This window comes from Paenibacillus terrae (genome assembly GCF_005217525.1).
Taxonomy (GTDB): Bacteria; Bacillota; Bacilli; order Paenibacillales; family Paenibacillaceae; genus Paenibacillus; species Paenibacillus terrae_C.
In genome coordinates this window covers 560219-577896 of record NZ_PNXQ01000016.1, presented here as the reverse complement: position 1 = coordinate 577896, position 17678 = coordinate 560219, and the positions used below count along the sequence as shown (strand labels likewise).

Below are 17678 nucleotides of genomic sequence, written 5' to 3'. Positions count from 1 at the left end.
TATTATAGGTGTAATTTCCGTTATACACGATAATGTGGCAAAAAAACGGGAAGAAATCCTTCCCGCTTTTCACTTAAAACATCATTAACGTCTGCGTTGTCTATCATTTACGCTAAACAGATTAACAGCCAGTGCGTTACCTCTAGCACGTGCAATGGCTCTCTGATTTGAAAGGATCAATAAGCCTCTTCTTCTCACGCTACGTTTGAAATGTCTTTTACACATGATATTCACCTCCCTTCACAAGAAATGAAGGTACGGATGAATCTTAAAAGTGTTTACGCTTACGGCTGCGTTTGGAAATTTTGATGTTTAATGCGTTTGTGGCTAGTGCGTTACCGCTTCTTGTTTCGGCGGCTGCGGCCTGAAAGACTTTTACGACCAGAAATTTGTTCTTGCCAATACGATGCTTATACGTCTTGACTCTATTTTTGATCATCAGCTTATCTCCTTTTCTAAGGTCTACTTTATTCATATGTCATTAGCGCTAGCAATGTATCAGCATAAATCTATTAAAAGCAAAAAAAAGCTATCACCTATGATCCTAATATTCAGAAACAAATAAAGTATGGAGGTAAGGAACGGAAAAACTCATGCTTTCCTGCCGTATCCTTTTCCACTTACGTTGTAGGATAAAGTTACAGAAAGCACTTTATATTCCTGATGGTACTCTGTGTAGTTATTTCTTTCGGAAAGTACATACAGCTTCAAGTTGCTTTTCCAAAGATTTAAAATCTAAGGCTATCAAAAGGAAAAAGAATAGCTTTGAGGAACGTTTTGTATATATAAAATCAACACAAAACCGGCTTGCCATGGGCAGCCGGTTTTGTTGTAGAGGGAAGAATAACGGGGCTGAAAAATGAAAAATTAGTGGAAGTCCCGGAAGAGTCCTACAACCTTGCCCAAAATACTGACGTGCGTCAGACGAAGCGGTTCAAAGGCCGGATTTTCCGGTTGAAGTCGGATATGATCTTTTTCCTTGTAAAAAGTTTTAACAGTAGCCTCGTCCTCGTCCGTCATGGCCACGACAATGTCGCCGTTATCGGCTGTCTGCTGTTGACGTACAATGACATAGTCTCCGTTAGCAATACCAGCTTCAATCATGCTTTCTCCTACAACAGATAACATGAATATTTTATCCTCACCAACAAAATGTTGGGGAAGAGGAAAGTAATCTTCAATATTTTCTGTTGCTGTAATAGGCAGACCAGCTGTAACTTTGCCGACGACCGGCACACGACTAATTGAGTAATTAATCAAGTTGCTGTTATCCGATTCGTCTTGACCGAGTAACTCGATGGCCCGTGGTTTCGTTGGATCACGACGAATCAGTCCCTTTTTCTCCAAACGATCCAAATGACCGTGAACCGTAGAACTGGAAGCCAATCCGACAGCCTCACCTATTTCGCGCACAGAAGGGGGATAACCCTTTAGACGCACTTCATTGCGGATAAATTCAAGAATGGCCTGCTGGCGGCTTGAAATCTTAGACATACCGTATCAACCCCATTTAGTAACGTTTGGGAAAATTATAGCATAGAACCTCCGTTCGTACAAACATAAGTTCTAAATAATCCCTAAAAATAATCGCGAACTTTTGTTCTCTTTTCTATTGAATAAAACAAATGTTCGTGTTATATTGTGAAAAAACATAGGAACAAACGTTTGGAGGACGCAGCCAATGATGAAATATAGCACATATCAAAGTATTTTTCCGTTGAATTTAGAAAAGATGCAAAATGTCCGGAATGAGAGAAAGGCACAGCTTGTACGGACCATTACTAACAGTATTCTCTCCAAACTTCTTATTCTGGTTATCATCTCCTGGATTGCGGGTACAGGTGTACTGACGGTATTCGCGGCTCCATCGGTTCCGAATGAAGAGGTAACCAAACTTATTGTGCAGCCTGGGGACACATTGTGGCGGATTGCCTCCAATCATAAACCGAAACGAATGGATACACGGGTATATATAGAAGGAATTGTTCGGATTAACGGACTGGAAGAACGGGGAGTGCAGGCAGGCCAGGTTTTAAAGCTTCCACACTTCTGAGCAGTACCATTAGAGCTGTTAGGGAACGTGATGCGAGAACCTTGACAAGCTCTTTTCTACATGTCAAAGTGTATTATATCTTTGCTTATATGGAGGGGACAGAATTTGGATATAGACAGCTTGGTACAGCGCATCAATGAATTGGCTCGCAAAGCAAAAGCCGAAGGATTGACGGAAGAGGAAACAACAGAGCGCGCCAATCTTCGGGAAATTTATTTGGATAACATTCGCCGTAATTTCCGGCAGCAACTTGATACGATTGAAATTGTGGACGAAGATGCGTCGAAGGGAAATGGTGGGCTGACGCATTAATGTCGCTAAAGCGGCTTAGCCCACGTAATTTGCTTTTCGTTTTTTTAGGTATCTATTTTTGGTATTTATATAGATTAGGATTGGTGGCAATTGTTTTTAGGCAATATATTTGGGAAGGGAATTGAGAGATGGCCCGGTCATTTGAAAGAAAAGTTCGCAAAAACACAGCGCATTTGAATAAGTCGCGCAAAAAGCAAGGCATCCAAACCATTAGTGGCACCGGTTCTGCAATGGATATTTTCCGTGGACGTAATATTACCGTGCCAATCATGTTGGCTGGACTTGCAGTTCTGTACATGCTCATGAGTTATTTTTTGACTAAGACTGGTATGCGCGGCATGGACTGGCTTGTATTCGGCTTGTATTTGATGCTGGCTGTTATCTTTTTCATCCGACGTCCTTATTTGAAGGTTGGAAAGAGCACGTTGTACATGTTGAAGGGTGGCAGAGAGCGTCCAATGACGGCAGAGGATATGAAAGCCATCAAGATTGAAAAGGGTTACGTAACAGTTGAAAGAAAAGGTAAGGGTGGCAACTTTATTTTTACAAAATCACTGGGCCGTTATGATACGGATGCCATTGCAGAGCGGCTTGAGAAGTTTGCGCTATCTAATCAGGTTCAAGTAGACAAAAAATAACGACTTCTGTTGGTACGAATCGTTTAAATTGTCGGTGGGCCTGCAACCTCTGTAAATAAGGTCGCATGAAGTTATTTCATATAACACATTGCGGCCTCTTGATTAATATGGGCACATAACGATTGGAATGCTTGTAGACGCAATAAGGCGGAACCAGCATACATAATAAAGTGGAAAGAGAGTGGATGATTCAGATGGCGATTCAGGCCGTAATGTTCGATCTTGATGATACACTTCTGTGGGATGAGCGCAGCGTAGAAGAGGCATTTGACGCGGCCTGCCAGACAGGCTCCCAGGAAGCAGGCGTTGATTCAAAAGCTTTGGAAGAAGCAGTCCGCAAGGAAGCGCGTTCTTTGTATGAGTCTTATGAAACCTTCAGTTTTACTCAATTGATTGGTATTAATCCGTTTGAGGGATTGTGGGCGAATTTTACGGCAGGAGAGCAGCCTGAGTTCCGGCAATTGGAACAGTTGGCACCTGCTTATCGAAAGGAATCTTGGCGTAGAGGTCTCCAACAGCTGGGGATAGATAATGAGGAGTTGGCGCAGAAGCTGGCAACCCAATTTGCTTTGGAAAGACGCTCCCGTCCCCATGTTTATGAAGAAACGTTTGAGATTCTGGAGCAATTGAAAGGGCAGTATAAGCTTCTTTTGTTGACAAACGGCTCCCCTGATCTACAGCAGGAAAAGCTGGATGGGGTTCCGCAGTTAGCTCCATTTTTTGATCACGTTGTTATTTCAGGTTCGTTTGGTAAAGGCAAGCCTGATCCGTCTATTTTTCAGCATGCTTTGGGGCTTCTCGGTATTGAGCCTGAACATGCTTTAATGGTTGGGGATAAGCTGACGACTGATATTCAAGGAGCTCTGGCAGCAGGTGTGCACTCCGTGTGGGTGAACCGAAACGCCAAAACCAATACTACTGAAATCAAGCCAAAGTTCGAAATTAAGCATCTGTCCGAATTGAATGGAATTATTCAATCGTTTAAGTAAGTGCTCTCCGTTTCTTATTATAGTAATAAGGCAAAAAAACTCCCTCCGCTCAGGTACCTCAGAGCAGAGGGAGTTGCTTTATCCACATTAGGGTGAATTCTTATTATTCTTTAATAGCAGGTATTATGCCTTAATAAACGATGGATCTTCAAACGGTTCGGCAATCCAGCCATTTTCTTCGATGAACAAACGTACTGCGACGATCTTCTGATTCTCCATTAAGGTAAAGAAGTGAGGAATATTTTCTGGTACGGAAATAACGTCACCCGGTGAGAGCTCAACATTAAAATAACCGATTTCTTCAGGACCTTTAATGATGAAAATACCTTTGCCTGCTACAATAGCACGGATTTCATCTTCCGTATGGATATGAATTTGCTCAAACTTGGCAAGCAGCTCGTCCAAATTCGGCGTTGCTTCGGACAAGGTGATAACGTCCCATATTTTATACCCACGGCGGGCGACTAAATCCTTGATTTCGGCTTCAAAAGTGCTTAGAACAGCCAATTTTTGCTCATCTGTCAGGGTGAAGTTTTCTTGCAGCTCCCCGGACAGCTTGGAGGCATCCCAATGCTCGTACAATACCTCTTGACTCTCCAAAAATTCACGTACCTTGTCTTCATCGCTAATTCGTACATTCGTATTGCGTATAAAGATTTCAGCCATCTATTATCCCTCTTTTCCACTTGGTTTAATGTTGTATACAGGATATCATGTCTTGAATCGTTGTACAATATAGGTTTGAAATATTTTATGTTGAAAACTGTAACAATGAATATCGAAAGTTTCTTTTGCACAAAAGAAGCCGTATAAAACGTATGTTTTACTTCAATCTATCTAAATGATACGGTTTCTGCTAAACTAGGATTTAACGTTTTGCGGGGGGGGAAGAGATTTTGGATAAAGTTAGCTTACAGGATGCATTACAACGAAGAATACTCATTCTTGACGGGGCCATGGGCACCATGATCCAGCAAGAGGACCTTTCCCCCGACGATTTTGGCGGGGAAGAGCTAGAGGGCTGCAACGAGATGCTGGTCTTGACTAGACCAGATGTCATTCAAGGGATACATGAAGCATACTTGGAGGCCGGATCAGACCTGATTGAAACGAATACTTTTGGAGCAACATCCGTTGTTTTGGCGGATTACGATATACCGGAGCGTGCCCGTGAAATTAACCTGGTTGCAGCTAAATTGGCGCGTAATGCAGCAGATAAGTACTATACTGCGGACAAGCCTCGTTTTGTTGTAGGAGCCATGGGACCGACGACGAAAACATTATCCGTGACAGGTGGTGTTACGTTTGCGGAGCTAATTGAGAGCTATGAAGAGCAGGCCTTGGCGCTGATTGAAGGTGGCGTGGATGCCCTGCTTTTGGAGACTTCACAGGATACACTTAACGTCAAAGCCGGAAGTATTGGAATTCGGCAGGCTTTTGAACAGACAGGTATTGAGCTTCCGTTAATGATTTCGGGAACGATTGAACCAATGGGAACGACTTTAGCAGGTCAAAATATTGAATCCTTCTGCATATCGCTGGAACACTTGCATCCGGTGTCGATCGGGCTAAACTGTGCTACAGGGCCGGAATTTATGCGGGATCACATTCGCTCTCTCTCCGATATGTCCTCAGCAGCAATTAGCTGTTATCCGAATGCAGGTCTGCCCGATGAAAACGGTCAATATCATGAATCTCCTGATTCTTTGGCACGTAAAATGGCTGCTTTCGCCGAAAAAGGCTGGCTTAATATCGCAGGGGGCTGTTGCGGTACCACGCCTGAGCATATCCGGGTTATGAGTGAAAGTATGGCTCAGTTTGAGCCGCGTCCGCTGGAAGGCCATCACCCACCGGCTGTATCGGGTATTGAGCCTGTATATATTGAACAGGAAAATCGTCCTTATATGGTTGGTGAGCGAACGAATGTTCTTGGCTCCCGCAAATTCAAGCGTTTGATCGTGGAAGGCAAATACGAAGAGGCCTCCGAAATTGCCCGTGCTCAGGTAAAGAGCGGAGCGCATGTCATAGATATTTGTGTACAGGACCCGGACCGTGATGAAATGACGGATATGGAAGCCTTTTTGAAGCTGGTAGTGAATAAGGTAAAGGTTCCTCTCGTAATTGATACGACGGATATCAAGGTCATTGATACCGCCTTGCAATATTCGCAAGGTAAGGCGATCATTAACTCCATTAATTTGGAGGATGGCGAAGAGAAATTCGAGAAAATGGCACCACTTATTCATAAATACGGCGCGGCTGTTGTTGTTGGAACCATTGATGAGCGCGGACAGGCTATTTCACGTGAGGATAAGCTTGAGGTGGCCAAACGTTCTTATGATCTGCTGGTGAACCGTTACGGTCTGGCTCCGGAGGATCTTATTTTTGATACACTCGTATTTCCCGTGGGCACAGGTGATGAGCAATACATCGGTTCGGCCAAGGAAACGATTGAGGGGATTCGGATTATTAAAGAGGCGCTTCCAGGAGTTCACACCATTCTGGGTATTAGTAACGTGTCCTTCGGATTGCCGGAGGCGGGGCGTGAGGTTCTCAATTCCGTCTATTTGTACGAGTGTACCAAAGCAGGCTTGGACTATGCGATTGTAAATACGGAGAAGCTCGAACGTTATGCTTCGATACCCGAGCATGAACGAAAGCTCGCCGAAGACCTGATTTATAAAACGAACGACGATACATTAGCTGCTTTTGTGGCTGCTTTCCGTAATAAGAAAGTGGAGAAGAAGGAGAAGGTGTCCAACCTTTCGCTCGAAGAGCGGCTGGCTTCCTATGTAGTAGAGGGCAGTAAGGAGGGGCTGATTCCAGATCTGGAGCAAGCGCTCGCCAAGTATTCTTCGCTGGAAATTATTAATGGGCCGCTGATGAAGGGAATGGAAGAAGTAGGCCGTTTGTTTAACAATAACGAATTGATCGTTGCAGAGGTGCTGCAAAGCGCTGAAGTCATGAAGGCGTCGGTAGCCTACTTGGAACCGTTTATGGAGAAAAATGAATCCTCGGTAAAAGGAAAGATTTTGCTGGCTACGGTCAAAGGTGATGTGCATGACATTGGTAAAAACCTGGTAGAGATTATTCTATCCAACAATGGTTACCATATTGTAAATCTGGGTATAAAAGTACCACCAGAACGCATTATTGAGGCTTACCGTGAAGAAAAGGCCGACGCGATTGGCTTATCCGGTTTACTTGTTAAATCGGCTCAACAGATGGTGTTGACTGCACAGGATTTGAAAAATGCGAATATTGATATCCCGATTATGGTTGGCGGAGCTGCTTTGACGCGTAAGTTTACGAAAAACCGTATCCGTCCCGAGTATGACGGAATGGTTGTCTATGCGAAGGATGCAATGGATGGTTTGGACATAGCTAACAAGCTGATGAATCCTGAGTCCCGCAAGAAAATGGCAGAGGAAATGGAGGCTGAACGGGAAGCGGAAGCCGCAACGGGCGTGGAAGCCAAGCCGTTGCCTAAACTTACCCGGGCTGTTCGCTCTAACATTGCTCAGGATTTGCCCGTCTATATTCCGCCGGATACGGATCGCCATGTACTGCGTAACTATCCGCTCAATTATATTTTGCCTTATGTGAATATGCAGATGCTGATGGGGCACCATCTTGGATTAAAAGGAAATGTAGAGCAATTGCTGGCTTCGGGGAATCCGAAAGCGACTCAGTTAAAGGAAACCGTAGATAGCATCATGTTTGAAGCCGTTACGGATGGAATTATTCAGGCACATGCTGTATACCGTTTCTTCCCGGCGCAGTCACAGGGAGATCAGATTTTGGTTTATGATCCATCAGATGTGAGCAAGGTACTGCATACATTTACGTTTCCGCGTCAACAAGTAGAGCCTTATTTATGTCTGGCTGACTTTTTGAAATCGGTGGAATCTGGAGTTATGGATTATGTAGGTTTTATGGTCGTTACGGCGGGTCATGGTATTCAGCAGCTTTCCACGCAATGGAAAGAAAAAGGGGATTACTTACGCTCTCATGCACTTCAGTCGGTAGCGCTGGAAGTGGCAGAAGGACTCGCTGAGCGACTTCATCATATTATAAGGGACAGCTGGGGTTTCCCGGACTCGGCAGACATGACGATGAAACAGCGGCATGGGGCTAGATATCAGGGCATACGGGTATCTTTTGGCTATCCGGCATGTCCTGATCTGGAGGATCAGGGACCATTGTTCCAGCTGTTGAAACCTGAGGATATTGGCGTTGAACTCACAGAAGGGTTTATGATGGAACCGGAGGCTTCAGTATCAGCTATGGTGTTCAGCCACCCTCAAGCGCAGTATTTTAACGTCGAAAAGGTATAACACCTTTATCAGATGGGATAGCAAAGACCCTCCGGAGCTTCGGAGGTTTTGCTGGTCAGCAGGAAGAAGGCTAAAAAGTCATGGAATTTTATTTTCTCGGCACGAATGCAGGTGTGCCTACCATCCAGCGAAACGTGACGTCCATCGCACTCCGTTTGCTGGAAGAACGAAGAAGCATGTGGTTGTTCGATTGCGGCGAAGGAACTCAGCAGGAGGTACTGCGTTCGCCGCTTAAGCTAAGCAGGCTTGAAAAAATATTCATTACCCATTTGCATGGAGACCATCTCTTTGGTCTGCCGGGTCTGCTGTCGAGCAGGGCGTATCAGGGGGGGACGACACCGCTGACGGTTTACGGGCCGCTCGGACTCAAGCAGTACGTCGAATTATCTCTGGGAATAAGTCAATCCCATATCAACTACCCACTACACATTGTGGAGCATACGGGAGGGCTGTTGTTTGATGATGGGCAGTTCCGTGTGGAGTCGGCTTTGCTGGATCATCGAATTGACAGCTACGGATATCGTATTGTAGAGATGGATAAGCCCGGCAAGCTCAATCAGGAGCTGCTGGAGCAATACGGAATCAAGCCAGGCCCGGTGTATGGTAAGCTGAAGCGTGGAGAAAGTGTCGAGGTGGAGGGTGGGGTCATTCTTCATCCGCAGGATGTAATGGGTACGCCGAAAAAAGGACGTATCATCACCATTCTTGGTGACACGCGACCTTGCCCGAATACCGTAGTGTTGGCTCAAGATGCAACGGTTGTCGTTCATGAAGCTACTTTTCTGCATGAGCTGGCGGAAACGGCGTATGAATATCATCATAGTACAGCACTCCAGGCAGCGGAAGCAGCAAAAGCGGCAGGTGCGAGTCAGTTGATTATGACGCACTTTAGTTCCAGATATAAAGATCAGGAGCAGCTCCAGCCGTTGCTGGAGGAAGCGCGGAGTATATTCCCCAATTCATTGCTGGCGGAGCAGCATGTGCTGTTAGCCGTGCCTGATATCGGTTCATAAACGGTAGTAATAGAGGATAAAACGTGTATGGGTGCCGGGGCTTGCTCCGGTGCCTTTGTTTTTCCTGCGAAATTATTTTCCGGGAAAGCGCAGGATGTGACAAGAGTTGAGGACGACATATGGGTGGGGTCGAATGAATTTGTACTACCACATATGGAGGTGTGATATATTCCGTTTTCTATATATCGAATTTTAAGGTTTTTATATTTTAAGCAGGGTGAGGAACTACAGGAAATTTTCCTTGTAAAAAAGGCATCTTCGATGGATTTCGACGGAGGTGTAAGCTTATTCCATGGGAAAGCGACGGCTTTTAGCGAGGAATGGCATTATTTTGAACGGTTTATCAGCAATTCATGGACTTCATACGTATTTTTGACTTAAGATAGATAAGATGAAATGGGGAGCTCCTCTTATTTTATGACCTAAATGATTAAGGTGATTAAATAAGAGGGTGAACATTATTCATGGGATGAATTATCATTCAAATGTTTAAGATGAATTGATTTGAAGTGCGGGAGGGAATTACGATAAAATCGTTACTAATTGATCTGGATGGAACATTGTACCATGGGGACCGGATGATCAAGGGTGCGGATCTGCTCATATCCCAATTGCGCACGAACCAGATACCTTATGCTTATGTTACGAATAATGCTTCACGCACACCTGAGTCGGTGGCAATGCATTTGGTCGGTATGGGAATTGATGCAGTTAGCGATGAAGTATGTACTTCGGCGCTGGCGGCTGCACAATATGTTGCACAGCAAAGCCCTGGAGCAAGTGTATATTGTATTGGTGAAACGGGATTGCGTCAGGCTCTTACGGATGCCGGATTGCAGCTTGTGGAGGATCATCCCGATTATGTGGTGCAGGGGATAGATCGCCAATTTACATATGATAAGCTGGTTGCTGCTATGCGATGGATTCGGGAAGGAGCCACTTTTATTTTGACAAACCCTGATCTTCAATTACCTTCACAAGATGGACTCACGCCGGGGGCAGGAACGATTGGAGCTGCGATTGAGGCGGCATCACAGGTAAAGCCCGTCGTCATCGGCAAGCCTTCAAGCGTGTTAATGAACTATGCGCTGGATCACTTGAACATTAGAGCGGATGAAGCTCTGGTTGTGGGCGATAATATGCTTACCGATATTGCGGCAGGTGCGGCGGCAGGTTGCAAAACAGCTCTCATACTATCGGGTGTTTCGACCCGCGCTAATATGGACGGACATATGCGTGCCGTTGGAGTAAAACCTGACCTGATATTTGACAATCTGGATGAATTGCAGGATTGGCTCCGAGAAGAGTTTAAGTAATATTGAATATACATTTTAAAAAAATCTGCAAGAATCAAAAGTGATTTGCAGCTACGAAAGGAAAGATGTTGACATGCCGGAACTTCCTGAGATGGAGAACTACAGAACGCTATTGTCAAAACAAATTTTGGACATTCCGATTACCGGAGTGACGGTTAACCGTGTGAAATCCATTAATACCGAAGTGGAAACGTTTGAGAAGCAATTGCTGGGAACTACCGTTGTATATATGGAGCGTCGAGGCAAGCACTTGATTTTTCATCTGAACACGGGCGGGCGGCTTGTGCTGCATCTGATGCTGGGAGGAATGCTGTATCTGGGAACGGAGGAGCAGCGCCCTGACCGTACGGTTCAAATTGAACTGGATTTTAGTGGAGTAAAGCTTTATTTTATCGGGCTGCGCTTGGGTTACCTGCACTTGCTGACGGCAAAAGAAACAGAAGAGGCGATGTCTGAACTCGGACCTGATCCGCTGGATCGTCGTATGACATTGGAAAAGTTCACGGCACGTCTGAAGGGACGTAGGGGTATTTTGAAAACAACGCTGGTGAATCAGCATGTTTTTTCCGGTATTGGCAATTGTTATTCAGACGAAATTGCTTATATCGCCGGATTTACACCAGGTTCCAAAGTACAAAACATCGTGCAGTCGCCAGAAAAAGTGGAAAAGCTGTACCATGCTACGCAATCCGTACTTCGTGAAGCTACTGCAGAAGGCGGTTATATGGAAATTCCTTTGATGGAGGGGGATACGCTGACGGGCGGTTTTGACCATCAGTGCCGGGTGTATGACCGTGAAGGAGAAGAATCGCCAAGCGGCGGGAAAATTGTGCGGGTAGAGCTGGTGGGAAAAAAAGCATTTTATTGCCCGGTACAGCAGCATGATGCCTAAACTGCTGATCGGCTCTCATGTGAGCACGCGAGGCGGTTTTTCCAAAGCCGCTGCGCGTGCACGAGAGCAGGGGGGACGTTCTTTTCAATATTTTCCGAAAAACCCACGTAGTCTTAGGCAGAAGGAATGGAATGCTGCTGATGCGGCTGCTTGCAAAGCTTATTGTATAAAACATGAACTTCAATCTATTGGCCACTCGCCATATCCCGTTAATCCAGCTCACGGGCGCGAACGCGGACAGGAGCTTTATGAGCTGACAGTTGCTTCATTGCGAAACGATCTGGATATCGCTCAAGCCTGTGGCTCGAAGGGGATTGTCGTTCATTTTGGGCATACCCATGCGTCTGACCCGCTGGACGGCTATCGGAATATCATTGGTTGTTTTGATGATGTGCTGGAAGGTTGGCAGGGAAATGCAAAAATACTGATTGAAAATCAGGCAGGGGATCACGGTCCGATGGGAACCAGGCTGGAGGAAATGGTGCAAATTCGCCAGTTGTGCCAATATCCTGACAGCATCGGCTTTTGTCTGGATACCTGTCATGCGTATGCAGCTGGATTGTGGAACGGTGGATGTGATGAGGCGTTGATCGAAAAAGGGGAGCGACTCGGTTATTGGCCAGCTCTGTGTGCAGTTCATTTGAACGATTCTAAATACCCGTATGGCTCTAAAAAAGACAGACATGCACGTGTCGGGCAGGGATGTATTGGTCTGGAGGGCATGCATTGGATGTTGGAGCAGGAGCCGGTAAGAGGCATTCCTGTCGTTTTGGAAACCGAAACGGGATCTGATGGGACACATCGTGAAGATATTCAAATGATCCAAAGCTGGCAGAAAACAGTCTGAAGGATGATCTTCATCTTTGAGGCTTATGAAGCTTACATCCATGGGAAAAAGGAGGAGATGTTGATGCATTTGTTTATGGACGATTATCGGCCTTGTCCTCCTGGCTTTAAGCTGGCAAGGGATGCAGAGGAGTGTTTGTTACTGCTTCATGAATACCCGATTTCGGTGCTATCGCTGGACTATGATTTGGGACCGGGTCAGCCAACAGGGAAAGATGTGGCTGCTGCTATTGCAGGAAAGCAGTTGTATCCGCGTGAAATTTATTTGCATTCCTCTAGTCCAGAGGGCAGACGAGCCATGTACGAGCTGCTGTATGCCAACAAGCCGGAAGGAGTTACCGTGCATAACGGGCCGGTACCGGAGGAGCGCATGAGCGAGATCAGAAAAGAGTCGGAACGATGAAGGAGCTGGGACAAAAGGAGGTGCGTCGCGCCATATGGGAGGGATGCAAGCTGGCTTTGTTTGTGTACACTCCCATGTGCGGAACCTGCGCGGCGGCCCGGCGGATGCTGGAAGTGGCAGAGCATTTGCTCCCCGAAGGAGTCGTGTTGCAAAGCAATATTAACTATATTCCTGAACTGGTACAGGAGCACCGGATTTCCAGTGTTCCTGCCCTTCTTTTATATAACGGTGAGAACGGAAGTCCTGAAATTATCTACAAAATGGAATCTGTGGAACACTTGCTGAGCAGGATAAGGAGCGTGGTGGAATGATATCTATGAAGAACATCACATTGCAGCGGGAAGATAGACGAATATTAGACGATGTGAATCTTGAAATACGGGAAAATGAGCATTGGGTCATTCTGGGGCGCAACGGTTCTGGTAAAACAACATTGCTGGAAATGATGACCGGGTATATGTTTCCGAGTCGTGGAACGGTCAAAGTGCTTGGGCAAACATTTGGTCAATGTGACGTACGGGAAGTACGCAAGCAGATTGGATATATCAGCCAGACGTTGCTGGAGAAATTAGCTTTAAAAGATCCGGTTTGGGAAGTGGTTGCTACTGGAGCGTATGCTTTTTTGCGCTTTTATCAGGAGATTCCGACAGAGACAAGGGAAAAAGCCATATCTCTGCTGGAAGGGATGAATTTAGGCGCTCTGATGCATCATCCGCTGGGTACCTTATCTCAGGGAGAACGAAAAAAGGTGATGCTGGCTCGTTCACTGATGGCGGAGCCTCGTTTGCTGATTATGGATGAGCCTTGCGCCGGACTGGACCTATTTGAACGGGAAAAAATGCTGGTTGAAATTGATCGTCTTCGCAAGCGGGATTTGTCAGTGGTCTATGTAACTCATCATATTGAGGAGATTGTCCCCCTTTTTACCCATGTAGCGCTAATTCGTGATGGCAAGGTAGCAGCAGCCGGACCGAAAAAAGATGTTTTAACGAAAGAATTGATTATGCACACTTATGAAGTTCCAGTTGAGTTGGATTGGGATGGCGAACGTCCCTGGATTCGGGTGTGCACTGGAGGGTAACGTTATTTTGAAGGAAATATACAAGAGCACAGATGAACAGGGTGAAACCGCTTTGTTATCGTCAAGATTTGTTTGCACGGCCAACCATGGGTTTGCACCTTATGCCCAAGAAGAGCTTAGAAGAATGTTTGGCTCCGTGAAAAGCACAATACTTTTACCAGGTGAAATTTTTCTGGCTACACTACCTGCAGATGCAAGCGAGGCATTAGGGACGATTACGGGGCAGCCGCCAATGTTTTTGCGTCATCTATTTCCTGTTCATTTTCAGGAGGAAGGTACGGATTTGGCTCAGGTGCTGGAGCGTTTGGTTGCTTTTATTCGTAACCGCCGAGAACTGATAGATCAGCGTGTTTCTTTACAGGTGCGTAAAGGAGCTGACAGCAGTTGGACTGAAAGCGCAGGTGCGCTAAAGCAGGCATTGAGTGAACAAATAAGTGATCTTCCCATGGAGCTTACGGTGCAGGGAGCCGAGGTTATTGTGTCCGTTTATGCCGATAAGGATACATGGTATGCAGGTGTGTTGGAACCTCAGGATAATCTGTCTGACTGGAGCGGAGGCGCAGTTCGTTTTCAGAAGGAGGACGGACAAATCTCTCGTGCCAAATTCAAGCTTCTGGAGGCAGAAGCGACGTTTGGCATTGATTTTAGTGCTTTTCATCAAGGACTGGATATCGGGGCAGCGCCAGGTGGATGGACTTCCTTTTTGCTGGAGCGTGGACTCAAGGTAACGGCGGTTGATCCGGCAAAGATGGAGCCTTCGTTGATGAAGTATGCCAATCTGACTTTTTTGCGTAAAAATGCGAGTGAGGTCAAATTCAAAGAAAATACATTCGATCTGCTGGTCTGTGATATGAGTTGGAGTCCCAAACAAATGGCAAGGCTCGTCACCGATTTGCTGTATAGTTTACGCAGTGGCGGTACTGCCATCGTAACGGTCAAGCTAATGCATAAAAAGCCTTTGGCGCTTATTCATGATGTGATCGCTTCGTTCGAGCAGTCCGGCATGCAGATTCAGCGGGCCAAGCAGCTATTCCATAACCGGGATGAGATCACACTGTATATGATCAAGTATGGAAAATAATGCTTTACAATCGGTATAGGTGTGCTATATAATAAACCCAATTGTTCCTCAAAAATAGTATAATTACGTTTAAATAAAGGGAAAGCATCCCGCGAACATCGTTTTCATGGTGACATGAATTGTGTTTTTGCGGCAGCTTTCCCTTTTTTGCGTTGTTTGCTTATGGAAGGAGGTAGGAGAGAGCTGAAAAAACAAACGAATTTGGAATACGGCTCGATTGTAGGTGAGCGTTACCGGATTATCCGCACATTGGGTACGGGAGGTACGAGCAGCGTGTTTATGGCAGAGGATTTGAAGCTGCCAGGCAAGCAATGGGCTGTGAAGGAGTCCGTTGCCGACCCGCAAATGATGAAGCTTGTACGCGCGGAGGCAGAGATGCTTATTTCGCTGAGCCATCCACGATTACCGAGAATTGTTGACTTTTTCGAGTATCCGCCATCCGGGGCGGTATATCTGGTTATGGACTATATTGAAGGAATTACGCTGGAAGCGTATATGAAGGGTTACCAAGGCCATATTCCGCAGGAGCAAATGGTTCCATTCGCTTTGCAGGTACTGGATGTGCTGGATTACTTGCATACTCGCCAGTCGCCTGTCATCTACCGGGATCTGAAACCAACGAATATTATGCTGACACCGGAAATGGAATTTAAGCTGATTGATTTTGGCATAGCGCGGAGCTATAAGGCTGAACTGGATCAGGATACGGTAAAGCTGGGAACAGTGGGCTTCGCAGCCCCGGAGCAATATGGAGCGGGCCAAACGGATGCCCGTTCGGATTTGTACAGCTTGGGAGCGTTGTTGTTGTATCTCTGTACAGGTGGCAAATATAGCGAGTGGACGACCGGGGTAGAAGGATATATTCGTGGGGAATTACCTCGTCATTTGATTCCGGTGATTCGCAAGCTGCTGCGTCATCATCCAGGAGAGCGATTTCAGTCTGCCGGAGAGGTGATTGAGGAGCTTCGGCGTAATGTGGATTTTCAAGCTACTCAACAAGGAGTATCCGTTGGTGATGCTTCTATTGAATATGGAGGTACAAGGGTTGTAGCTGTGCTGGGTGTGTCTTCTGGTTCCGGTGCAACGCATACGGCGATTGCGGTGAGCCACTACCTGGCCCGAAGGTCCCGTTCAGTGGCTTTGGTCGAACTGCATAGCAGAGCTAAAGCATTTGCCCGGCTTCAAGAAGTGGTAGACGGAGTACCTGTTGGGCGAGCGAGCTCAAGCCGGCGCTTTGAGGTAGATGGAGTACATTATTGGCGGCAAACATCCCGTGCGGATGTCATTGCGTTACTGGGTGGCTCTTACCAATTTATCGTGCTTGATTTGGGGAGTGGGCAGGAGAATGAGCGGCTAGAAGAATTTTTGAGGGCGGATTACCCGATAGTGGTTGGTTCTGGAGCCGAGTGGAAAATACAAGATATGGCCGGGCTATCTCGTTCACTTCAGCGCCACCCACAGCATAAATGGAATTACTGCTTGCCGCTGGCAACATCGGAGGCTGTACGCAGACTGCGTAAGGAATTGGATCACGACAAAGTATTTGCTTTACCGTTCCATTCCGATCCATTTGAGCAGGAGGACGAGATGGATCAGGTGCTGGATGAGCTGTTTCGTGGAGCCATTCCCGATACCCGAAAGAAACGCTTCGGATTCCTCAAACGCAGTCACCGCTAGATAGAAGGTATAGATCAAAAAGGCAGGGGAGAAGTTGTGTGTCCAAGCTAAGAAAAAGCAGTAGGCAGAAGCTTTACGCCGGTTGTATTGGTGCGGGAATTGTTGGCGTTATCTTCGCGAGCTACCTTATATTTAACACCCATCAATTGAATGATGTCAGGAAACAGGTCGAAGCAGAGGCAGCACAAAAATGGAAAAGTTATGAGCAAGAACTACGGAATGCGAAAAAGGGCTGGGTTGTCGTTCGTGACATTTCTCCGGGTGAGCAGATTACACCTAGTGATTTGAAGGGAATCACGGTTCCTGGCTCTCAGGCTCCAGCCAATTTGGTTGCGGGTAAAAATGAAGCTTTCGGCACCACGGCTAAAATTGAGCTGAAAAAAGGGTCCGTACTTACATCATCTATGATTACTGTCGATGAACCGACTCCTAAAGACTTGCGCAACCGGGAGCTGAAGGTAGTGGTTCTCCCAAACAACCTGAAAGCTGGAGACGAAGTGGATATCCGCATTCAATTTCCAACGGGGCAGGATTATATTTTGCTATCCAAAAAGAAAATTTCCAAGCTGGAAGGTCCGGTCATCTGGGTTACTTTGAATGAGCAGGAGATATTATTGCTTTCGAGCGGGATTGTTGATGCCTATCTACATAAAGCATCTATCTATGCATTAACGTATGTCGATCCGCAGTTCCAGCCGAAGGCGATTCCGACCTATCCACCCAATTCGAAGGTGTTAGAGTTAATGAACAGTGATCCTAATTTGATCCGCGTTGCTGAACAAAAGCTGTCCAAGCAGTTGCGGGAGTCTCTTGAAAATGCACTTAGTGCGTCAAACAATGTAATATCGACACCTATAGAAAGAAGCCTGAGTGAGGAAGTTGCAGCGCAGCATGCGGGAGCGAATGCAGGTGGAGCTTTGAATGAGAGCACAGGTACAGGGGACGGATATGGACACGGGCAGGATGCCAAAGAACAAGCAGACATCTTGACGCAGAGTGGAAGCTCTGATCCATATGGTAAATAAATCAAAGAAAAGGGA

18 protein-coding genes are annotated in these 17678 nt (G+C 46.2%); 15 read left to right on the top strand and 3 right to left on the bottom strand.

The features are described 5' to 3' along the window. Positions 1-268: 268 nt before the first annotated feature. Positions 269-439 (bottom strand): hypothetical protein, encoded by a 171-nt coding sequence (locus tag C1I60_RS24580; protein ID WP_170970855.1) that lies wholly within the window; start codon positions 437-439, stop codon positions 269-271. Positions 440-867: 428 nt separating this feature from the next. After that, positions 868-1494: a transcriptional repressor LexA gene (gene lexA, locus C1I60_RS20190; protein ID WP_013310545.1), complete on the bottom strand. Its 627-nt coding sequence runs from the start codon at positions 1492-1494 to the stop codon at positions 868-870. Between the two features lie 190 nt (positions 1495-1684). On the opposite strand from lexA, the gene C1I60_RS20185 reads away from it, so the two are divergent. The 4 genes from C1I60_RS20185 to C1I60_RS20170 all read left to right on the top strand — a co-directional run bounded on the left by C1I60_RS20185 (position 1685) and on the right by C1I60_RS20170 (position 3992). After that, the gene (locus tag C1I60_RS20185; RefSeq protein ID WP_137063865.1) at positions 1685-2053 is read left to right on the top strand and encodes a LysM peptidoglycan-binding domain-containing protein; all 369 of its coding nucleotides are present in this window, start codon (positions 1685-1687) and stop codon (positions 2051-2053) included. Positions 2054-2158: 105 nt separating this feature from the next. After that, positions 2159-2365 carry a DUF896 domain-containing protein gene (locus C1I60_RS20180; protein ID WP_137063322.1) on the top strand — a complete coding sequence of 69 codons (207 nt, stop codon included), beginning with the start codon at positions 2159-2161 and terminating at the stop codon, positions 2363-2365. A gap of 128 nt (positions 2366-2493) precedes the next feature. Then, positions 2494-3003 (top strand): hypothetical protein, encoded by a 510-nt coding sequence (locus tag C1I60_RS20175; RefSeq protein WP_137063321.1) that lies wholly within the window; start codon positions 2494-2496, stop codon positions 3001-3003. Positions 3004-3197: 194 nt separating this feature from the next. After that, positions 3198-3992 carry an HAD family hydrolase gene (locus C1I60_RS20170; protein ID WP_170970883.1) on the top strand — a complete coding sequence of 265 codons (795 nt, stop codon included), beginning with the start codon at positions 3198-3200 and terminating at the stop codon, positions 3990-3992. A gap of 123 nt (positions 3993-4115) precedes the next feature. Here the strand turns inward: C1I60_RS20170 and C1I60_RS20165 are convergent, their stop codons facing one another. Further along, on the bottom strand, positions 4116-4658 hold the full coding sequence (locus C1I60_RS20165) for a cupin domain-containing protein (protein ID WP_137063319.1): 543 nt from the start codon (positions 4656-4658) through the stop codon (positions 4116-4118). 230 nt (positions 4659-4888) lie between these two features. Here C1I60_RS20165 and metH point away from each other — a divergent pair, with 230 nt between their 5' ends. From metH to C1I60_RS20110, 11 genes are all read left to right on the top strand, one after another. After that, positions 4889-8329: a methionine synthase gene (gene metH, locus C1I60_RS20160; RefSeq protein ID WP_137063318.1), complete on the top strand. Its 3441-nt coding sequence runs from the start codon at positions 4889-4891 to the stop codon at positions 8327-8329. Between the two features lie 80 nt (positions 8330-8409). After that, positions 8410-9342 (top strand): ribonuclease Z, encoded by a 933-nt coding sequence (gene rnz / locus C1I60_RS20155; RefSeq protein ID WP_137063317.1) that lies wholly within the window; start codon positions 8410-8412, stop codon positions 9340-9342. Between the two features lie 509 nt (positions 9343-9851). Continuing rightward, positions 9852-10658 carry a TIGR01457 family HAD-type hydrolase gene (locus tag C1I60_RS20150; RefSeq protein WP_137063316.1) on the top strand — a complete coding sequence of 269 codons (807 nt, stop codon included), beginning with the start codon at positions 9852-9854 and terminating at the stop codon, positions 10656-10658. A gap of 73 nt (positions 10659-10731) precedes the next feature. Continuing rightward, positions 10732-11550, top strand: a complete 819-nt coding sequence (locus C1I60_RS20145) for an Fpg/Nei family DNA glycosylase (protein WP_137063315.1) — start codon at positions 10732-10734, stop codon at positions 11548-11550. Then, entirely contained in the window at positions 11540-12397 is an 858-nt protein-coding gene (locus C1I60_RS20140; protein ID WP_170970854.1) for a deoxyribonuclease IV, read from the top strand. Before C1I60_RS20145 ends, C1I60_RS20140 begins: the two co-directional genes overlap by 11 nt. Before the next feature lie 63 nt (positions 12398-12460). Beyond that, entirely contained in the window at positions 12461-12799 is a 339-nt protein-coding gene (locus tag C1I60_RS20135) for a cyclic-phosphate processing receiver domain-containing protein (protein ID WP_137063314.1), read from the top strand. After that, positions 12796-13110 carry a thioredoxin family protein gene (locus C1I60_RS20130; RefSeq protein WP_137063313.1) on the top strand — a complete coding sequence of 105 codons (315 nt, stop codon included), beginning with the start codon at positions 12796-12798 and terminating at the stop codon, positions 13108-13110. The genes C1I60_RS20135 and C1I60_RS20130 overlap by 4 nt, the downstream gene beginning before the upstream one ends. Beyond that, positions 13107-13880 (top strand): ABC transporter ATP-binding protein, encoded by a 774-nt coding sequence (locus tag C1I60_RS20125; RefSeq protein ID WP_137063312.1) that lies wholly within the window; start codon positions 13107-13109, stop codon positions 13878-13880. Before C1I60_RS20130 ends, C1I60_RS20125 begins: the two co-directional genes overlap by 4 nt. Next, the gene (locus tag C1I60_RS20120; protein WP_434784425.1) at positions 13840-14961 is read left to right on the top strand and encodes a 23S rRNA (cytidine(2498)-2'-O)-methyltransferase RlmM; all 1122 of its coding nucleotides are present in this window, start codon (positions 13840-13842) and stop codon (positions 14959-14961) included. The genes C1I60_RS20125 and C1I60_RS20120 overlap by 41 nt, the downstream gene beginning before the upstream one ends. 162 nt (positions 14962-15123) lie before the next feature. Further along, positions 15124-16638 (top strand): serine/threonine protein kinase, encoded by a 1515-nt coding sequence (locus tag C1I60_RS20115; protein WP_137063863.1) that lies wholly within the window; start codon positions 15124-15126, stop codon positions 16636-16638. Positions 16639-16676: 38 nt separating this feature from the next. Then, positions 16677-17663 (top strand): SAF domain-containing protein, encoded by a 987-nt coding sequence (locus C1I60_RS20110; RefSeq protein WP_137063310.1) that lies wholly within the window; start codon positions 16677-16679, stop codon positions 17661-17663. Positions 17664-17678: the final 15 nt, after the last annotated feature.

Coding starts and splice junctions, on each gene's coding strand:
- C1I60_RS24580 (WP_170970855.1), bottom strand. CDS start 439: ATGATCAAAAATAGAGTCAAGACGTATAAGCATCGTATTGGCAAGAAC.
- lexA (WP_013310545.1), bottom strand. CDS start 1,494: ATGTCTAAGATTTCAAGCCGCCAGCAGGCCATTCTTGAATTTATCCGC.
- C1I60_RS20185 (WP_137063865.1), top strand. CDS start 1,685: ATGAAATATAGCACATATCAAAGTATTTTTCCGTTGAATTTAGAAAAG.
- C1I60_RS20175 (WP_137063321.1), top strand. CDS start 2,494: ATGGCCCGGTCATTTGAAAGAAAAGTTCGCAAAAACACAGCGCATTTG.
- C1I60_RS20170 (WP_170970883.1), top strand. CDS start 3,198: ATGGCGATTCAGGCCGTAATGTTCGATCTTGATGATACACTTCTGTGG.
- C1I60_RS20165 (WP_137063319.1), bottom strand. CDS start 4,658: ATGGCTGAAATCTTTATACGCAATACGAATGTACGAATTAGCGATGAA.
- rnz (WP_137063317.1), top strand. CDS start 8,410: ATGGAATTTTATTTTCTCGGCACGAATGCAGGTGTGCCTACCATCCAG.
- C1I60_RS20145 (WP_137063315.1), top strand. CDS start 10,732: ATGCCGGAACTTCCTGAGATGGAGAACTACAGAACGCTATTGTCAAAA.
- C1I60_RS20140 (WP_170970854.1), top strand. CDS start 11,540: ATGATGCCTAAACTGCTGATCGGCTCTCATGTGAGCACGCGAGGCGGT.
- C1I60_RS20135 (WP_137063314.1), top strand. CDS start 12,461: ATGCATTTGTTTATGGACGATTATCGGCCTTGTCCTCCTGGCTTTAAG.
- C1I60_RS20130 (WP_137063313.1), top strand. CDS start 12,796: ATGAAGGAGCTGGGACAAAAGGAGGTGCGTCGCGCCATATGGGAGGGA.
- C1I60_RS20125 (WP_137063312.1), top strand. CDS start 13,107: ATGATATCTATGAAGAACATCACATTGCAGCGGGAAGATAGACGAATA.
- C1I60_RS20120 (WP_434784425.1), top strand. CDS start 13,840: ATGGCGAACGTCCCTGGATTCGGGTGTGCACTGGAGGGTAACGTTATT.
- C1I60_RS20115 (WP_137063863.1), top strand. CDS start 15,124: ATGGAAGGAGGTAGGAGAGAGCTGAAAAAACAAACGAATTTGGAATAC.